At 70.2% G+C, this 6201-nt stretch carries 6 protein-coding genes; 4 read left to right on the forward strand and 2 right to left on the reverse strand.

All coding sequences use genetic code 11. From position 1 onward, the window contains the following. Positions 1 to 53: 53 nt before the first annotated feature. A complete protein-coding gene (locus ACFWFI_RS19850; protein ID WP_387391739.1) occupies positions 54 to 830 on the reverse strand; it encodes a CoA-transferase subunit beta in 777 nt (258 codons plus the stop codon). 26 nt (positions 831 to 856) lie between these two features. Next, positions 857 to 1774, reverse strand: coding sequence for a CoA transferase subunit A (locus tag ACFWFI_RS19855; RefSeq protein WP_387391754.1), 918 nt, complete (start codon positions 1772 to 1774; stop codon positions 857 to 859). A 154-nt stretch (positions 1775 to 1928) separates the two neighbouring features. On the opposite strand from ACFWFI_RS19855, the gene ACFWFI_RS19860 reads away from it, so the two are divergent. The 4 genes from ACFWFI_RS19860 (at position 1929) to ACFWFI_RS19875 (ending at position 6114) form a co-directional block, all read left to right on the forward strand. Further along, positions 1929 to 2819: a LysR family transcriptional regulator gene (locus ACFWFI_RS19860; RefSeq protein ID WP_387391757.1), complete on the forward strand. Its 891-nt coding sequence runs from the start codon at positions 1929 to 1931 to the stop codon at positions 2817 to 2819. Positions 2820 to 2935: 116 nt separating this feature from the next. Then, complete coding sequence (locus ACFWFI_RS19865; RefSeq protein WP_387391742.1) at positions 2936 to 4162, forward strand: acetyl-CoA C-acetyltransferase; 1227 nt, start codon at positions 2936 to 2938, stop codon at positions 4160 to 4162. Between the two features lie 118 nt (positions 4163 to 4280). After that, positions 4281 to 5624, forward strand: coding sequence for an MFS transporter (locus tag ACFWFI_RS19870; protein WP_387391745.1), 1344 nt, complete (start codon positions 4281 to 4283; stop codon positions 5622 to 5624). Between the two features lie 31 nt (positions 5625 to 5655). Further along, entirely contained in the window at positions 5656 to 6114 is a 459-nt protein-coding gene (locus ACFWFI_RS19875; protein WP_387391748.1) for a MaoC family dehydratase, read from the forward strand. The last annotated feature ends 87 nt before the right edge of the window (positions 6115 to 6201 follow it).

Genomic DNA, 6201 nt, shown 5'->3' on the forward strand with positions numbered 1-6201 from the left:
TTACGTCCTCTCGGCAGGTGCTGTCGATCTCGGTGAAGGCAGACGCGGTCGTGTCAGCGAAGGTAGACGCGGCCGGGGTCGACATCCTCGCGCAGGAGGCGCAGCTCCGCCTCGGTCGGCGGGGGCACGGTGTCGACGGAGTCGGCGACCCGGAGGTCCCAGCCGGTGGCCTCCCGTACCTGATCCACCGTCACGCCTGGGTGTACGGCGACGAGTCGGAGCTCCTCCCCGACGCCGGCGCGGGCCAGGATGCCCAGTTCGGTGATGACCCGGGTGACGCCCGCGCCCAGCGGCCGGATGCCTTCGGCGAGGGCGCGGTCCGGGCCCGGTGTGGTGCAGAAGTCCAGGGCCCCGGTGAAGGAGCGGGGATTGTGACGGCGCATCACCACGAAGACCTCGTGGGAGTTGGCCATCACCTCGATGGCCCCGCCGGAACCGGGGAGCCGCACCGTGGGGCTCTCCCAGTCGCCGATGACCGAGGTGTTGAGGTTGCCCCACCGGTCGATCTGGGCGGCGCCGAGGAAGCCCACGTCGATGTGACCGCCCTGGAGCACGCAGCCGAACAGCGCCGGCATGGACAGCACGGCCTCCGCGCCGGAGATGAGCACGGCGTCGGCGATGGTCTCCGGCAGATGTGAGGGGTGCGCCCCGCAGACCCCGGACTCGTACACGACCTCGATCTGCGGCGCGACCGTCAGATGGGCGAGCTCGGTGGCGAGCGTCGGCAGCCCGATGCCGGCGAACACCGTACGGCGGGACGCCAGTTCACGGGAGGCGACGACGGAGAGCAGCTCGGACGAGGTGACGGTCTCCGATGCGGTGGTGGTCATGTTCCGTTCCTTCTCCCTCGGCGCGCTCACAGACGCCTCCCGTAGTTCACCGGTTCGCTGAGCGCTTCGCCCACCGCGAGCCCCGCCCAGAACTCCTCGCCCAGCTTGTCCACGTATTCGGCGTGGTCGGCCGTTCCGTACACCCACTCCGCCAGCCACGCCCGCAGTCGCTCCGGGTCCTTGCTGATGTGCGACCAGGCCCGGTAGAAGTCGTTGTCGCGGTCGTAGTAGCCCTGCGCGAAGGACGGGTGCGCCCCGCGCGGGCAGACGACGACGGCGTCAACGGCGTGGGACGGGACGAGCGTGCGGTTCGGGTCCGAGCGGACCACCTCGTCCTCGACGACCTCCTCGACGACGACGATCGCCTTGTCCGCCGCGTACACCGCCTCGGCCTGGATGCCGGTCAGCCCCCAGATCTGGGTGTTGCCCCGGCGGTCGGCCCGCTGGGCGTGGATGATCGTCACGTCCGGGTTCACCGGCGGCACGACGTAGATCTGTTCCGGCTCCCCGTCGGGCCCGGGGTAGGGCGAAGTCACCTTGCGCAGATCGCTGTTGACGCTCGGCAGATCACTGCCGCCGTAGCTGCGCAGCGGGTAGAACGGCAGCCGCTGGGACCCCGCGAGGTAGCGGCAGACCATCCCGTAGTGGCTGTACTCCTCGAAGGCCAGCGGGGCCGGGTCGGCGCGCTCGATCCTGCGCCGCAGCTCACCGAGCGAACCGGCGGAGGAGTTGCCCACGAAGGAGGAGACCAGCCGCGAGACACAGCCCGCGGCGATCATCTGGTCCACCACGATGTCCGCCGTCATCCGCACGACGGTGAGGTCCTTGCGGCCCTGGCGGATGATCTCGTGCCCGGCGGCGGTGGGGACGAGGTGGGTGAACCCCTCGACAGCGACGGTGGCGCCGTCGTGCACGAAGGTGGCGACGGCCTCCCTCATCGACATGACTTTGCTGGGCCCGTCGGCCGTATCCGTCCGCTCCACGGTGCTCCTCGGCGATTGCGTGCTGGTCGCCCTTACCGTGTCAGCGGCCATTGATTGCTGTCCAATACCGAATTAAGGTCGGATCAAGACCGCTGATTAATGAATGGAAGCTCCTGTGGAACTGCGTCATCTGACCGCGTTCACCGCCGTCGCCGAGGAACTGCACTTCGGCCGCGCCGCCAAGCGGCTGCAGATGGCCCAGCCCCCGCTCAGCCAGCAGATCCGGCAGCTGGAGAAGGAGCTCGGCGTCCAGCTCTTCGAGCGCAACACCCGCTCGGTGCGGCTCACCAGCGCGGGGGAGTCCTTCCTGGAACCCGTACGGACCGTGCTCGACGACCTCGACACGGCGGTACGGGCCGCCAAGGCCGCGGGGCGCGGGGAGTACGGACGGGTCACCATCGGCTTCGCGGGAGCCTCCAGCCACGAGACGCTGCCGCTGCTGACCCGGGCGGTGCGGGCCGCCCACCCCGGGATCGAGCTGGCCATGAAGGGCCAGACGTACGCCAACGTCGCCCTGTCCCGGGTCGCCGACGGCTCCCTCGACCTGGGGTTCGTGCGGCTGCCGGTCACCCAGCCGGGGGTGGCCTACCGGGTGATCGACGAGGAGGAGCTGCTGTGCGCGCTGCCCTCCGACCACCGGCTCGCCCGTCTGGAGAGCATCCCGATCGGGGTCCTCGCCGACGAGCCCTTCGTCTCCTTCCCCGCGAACGCCGGCTCCACGGTGCGCGACGCGATGGTCCAGGCCTGCGAGGCCACCGGCTTCAACCCCCGGGTGGTGCAGGAGGCCCCCGACTCGTACACGATCCTGGCCCTCGTCGCCGCGGGCGTCGGTGTCACGCTCACGGTCTCCTCCGTCCGTCACATCCAGCAGAACGGGCTGGTCTACCGCTCCCTCGCCGGCCCGCCCATACGGCGCCAGGCCGCGCTCGCCTGGCGCACGGACAACCCCTCGGCGGCACTGCGCGCCGTGCTCGCGGTCGCCGAGGAGGCGCTGCCGACACCGTGAGCTCCGATTGAGACGCGTGGCGTCTTGAATGTGAGGCAACTCGATATTGGACCGACTCAGTGGTCCAGTGCGAAGGTCGCCCCACACAACCCGAAACCGCCGAAAGGTGTTCCGCCGTGCCCGACCGGACCGATGTCGTCATCTGCGAGCCGCTGCGCACACCCATCGGGCGTTTCGGCGGCGCGTTCGCCCAGCAGACCCCGGCCGCGCTCGCCGCGCGCGTAATCGCCGAGGTCGTCTCCCGCACGGGAATCGACCCGGACCGGGTGGACGAGGTGATCCTCGGACACGCCTACCCCTCGTCCGAGGCCCCCGCCATCGGCAGGGTCGCCGCCCTGGACGCCGGGCTCCCCGACACCGTCACCGGCGCCCAGATCGACCGCCGCTGCGGTTCCGGCCTGCAGGCCGTGCTCGACGCGGCCATGCAGATCCGGGCAGGGTTCAGCGACGTCGTCATCGCGGGCGGCGTCGACGTCATGAGCGCCGCCCCCTACTACACGCACGACGGACGCTGGGGCATCAAGGGTCCCGGGCTCCAGCTCCACGACTCGCTGGCCCGGGGCCGGGTCACCGCGGGCGGCGTCCACCACCCCGTACCCGGCGGCATGATCGAGACCGCGGAGAACCTGCGCCGCGCCTACTCCATCAGCCGGGCCGACCAGGACGCCCTCGCCCTGCGCTCACAGGCCCGCGCCGCACGTGCGGTGCGGGAGGGCCGCTACGACGCCGAGATCGTCCCCGTGACCGTGAGCACCCGCAAGACCCGGACCACCGTCACCGCCGACGAGCACCCCCGCCCGGACACCACTGCCGAGCAACTCGCGGCGCTGCGTCCCATCATGGCCAAGGCCGACCCGGAGGCCACCGTCACCGCGGGCAACGCGAGCGGGCAGAACGACGCGGCAGCCGCCTGCCTGGTGACCAGCGCCGCCACCGCCGAACGGCTCGGGCTCACCCCGCTCGTCCGTCTGGTCTCCTTCGCCCGCGCGGGTGTCCCCGCCGCGACGATGGGCATCGGCCCCGTCCCGGCCACCCACGCGGCACTCGGGCGCGCCGGCCTCACCCTGGCCGACCTCGACCTGATCGAGATCAACGAGGCCTTCGCCGCCCAGGTCCTGGCCTGCACCCGGGAACTGGGGCTCGGCGAGAAGGACCACGAGCAGCGGATCAACATCAACGGATCCGGTGTCTCCCTCGGCCACCCGGTGGGTGCCACCGGGGCCCGCATCCTCGCCACGCTCAGCCGGGAGATGCACCGCAGCCAGGCGCGCTACGGGCTGGAGACCATGTGCATCGGCGGTGGCCAGGGCCTCGCCGCGGTCTTCGAACGCATCGCCGTCTGACAACCCCTCCCCGTCCCCCTCCCCTTTTCCTCTCCGTCCCCCTCCATCACGCGACCCAGGGCGTCTCGGGCGACGCCGGGTCAGCCGTGTCCCATCCGCTTGATTCACGGGAGCCACCATGAGTGCGACCACCGCAACCGCACGCGAGCGAACGAAAGCCGCCAACCGCGCAGGATTCGGAGCCTTCATCGGCTCCACCATCGAGTGGTTCGACTTCTACATCTACGGAACCGCGGCAGCGCTCGTCTTCGACAAGGTGTTCTTCCCCGAACTCGAAGGCTCCATAGGCACCCTGGTCGCCTTCGCCACCTTCTGGGTCGGCTTCCTCGCCCGCCCCCTCGGCGGCATCATCTTCGGTCACTACGGCGACCGGCTCGGCCGCAAGAAGACCCTCGTCATCACCCTGCTGATGATGGGCATCTCGACCACCGCGATCGGTCTGCTGCCCGGCTACGCCTCCATCGGCATCGCCGCCCCGATCCTGCTGGTCTGCATCCGCATGATCCAGGGCATCGGCCTCGGCGGTGAGTGGGGCGGCTCCGTCCTGATCGCCTCCGAGCACGCCCCCAAGGGCAAGTCGGTGCTGTACGGGGCGTTCGCCCAGCAGGGCTCTCCCGTCGGCAACACCCTCTCCACCGTGAGCTTCCTGGCCATCAGCCAGCTGCCCGACGACGCCTTCGTCTCCTGGGGCTGGCGCGTGCCCTTCCTCGCCTCCGCCGCACTCGTCATGGTCGGCCTGCTGGTCCGGCTGAAGGTCACCGAGTCCCCGGCCATGGCCAAGCTCATCGAGAAGAAGGAAGTCGCCAAGCTCCCCCTGACCGAGGTCCTGCGCAGCCACCCCATGCTGATCGTCCTCGGCATCGGCGCCTGCACCATCGGCCTGTCGGCGACGTACTTCAAGTCGACGTTCGCCCTGTCCTGGGCCACCACGTCCCTCGACTTCGACCGCAGTTCGTTCCTGACGATCATCCTCGTCGCCAACGTCACCCAGATCATCGTCCAGCCCTTCGGTGCCCTCATCGCCACCCGGATGAAGAGCTGGTCCCGCGCGGTGATCGTGATGCTGGTGCCGGAACTGATCCTGATGCCGGTGATGTTCGTCCTCATCAGCACCGAGAACTACGGCCTCGCGATGCTCGGTGTCGCCGTCGCCACGATCCCGCACTGCCTCTACTACGCGGCCCTCGCCGGCATGCTCGCCAGCCGCTTCCCGGCCCATCTGCGCTACACCGGCATCTCGCTCTGCTACCAGCTCTGCGGCACCCTGCTCGGCGGCACGACCCCGATCATCGGCCAGTTCCTGCTCAACCGGACCGGCTCCATCACCGCCGTCATCGTCTACGCCGTCTTCCAGGTGGCGCTGACCCTGGGCTGCATGCTCCTCCTGCTCAAGCGCCCCAACCACGACGAGCAGTCCGCCGAGCCGGTCGCCGCACCCCGCACCGCGCCCGTCACCGCCTGACCGTCCGTACACGCAGAACGGAGTACCGCCCATGCCGCTGACCGCGCACGGCATCCCGGAGATCCTCGCCCTCGGCGGGCGCGACCTCGGGCGCTCGGAGTGGAAGGAGGTCACCCAGGAGCTGATCGACGCCTACGCGTACGTCTCGGGGGACCACCAGTGGATCCACACCGACGTCGAGCGCGCCGCCGCCGGCCCGTACGGGCGCACCATCGCCCACGGCTACATGGTGCTCAGCTGGGGCATCCCGATGTTCGGCGAACTGCTCCAGGTGAGCGGTGTGGGACGCGCGCTCAACTACGGGGTCAACCGGGTCCGCCACCCGGCGCCCGTCCCCGTCGGCAGCCGTGTCCGCCTGCACGCCACCGTCACCGGGGTGACCGAGGTCGCGCGGGGCGGCGTACAGATGACGCGGGGCTTCACCTTCGAGCTGGAGGGCTCCGAGAAGCCGGCCTGCGTCGCCGAGTCGCTGACGCACTTCTACCCCTAGGGCCTCTCGTTCGGATCTTGCCGGGCTCGCGTGCCCTGGTGCCTGATCCGGCCTGATCCGAACAAAAGACCCTGGGCCCGAATGTGC

Origin of the sequence: Streptomyces sp. NPDC060209 (assembly GCF_042728155.1) — a bacterium.
GTDB lineage: Bacteria > Actinomycetota > Actinomycetes > Streptomycetales > Streptomycetaceae > Streptomyces.

Bases quoted from the DNA above. Each gene is read 5' to 3' on its own strand.
- ACFWFI_RS19855 (WP_387391754.1), bottom strand. From the start codon at position 1,774: ATGTCGATGAGGGAGGCCGTCGCCACCTTCGTGCACGACGGCGCCACC.
- ACFWFI_RS19870 (WP_387391745.1), top strand. From the start codon at position 4,281: ATGAGTGCGACCACCGCAACCGCACGCGAGCGAACGAAAGCCGCCAAC.
- ACFWFI_RS19850 (WP_387391739.1), bottom strand. From the start codon at position 830: ATGACCACCACCGCATCGGAGACCGTCACCTCGTCCGAGCTGCTCTCC.
- ACFWFI_RS19875 (WP_387391748.1), top strand. From the start codon at position 5,656: ATGCCGCTGACCGCGCACGGCATCCCGGAGATCCTCGCCCTCGGCGGG.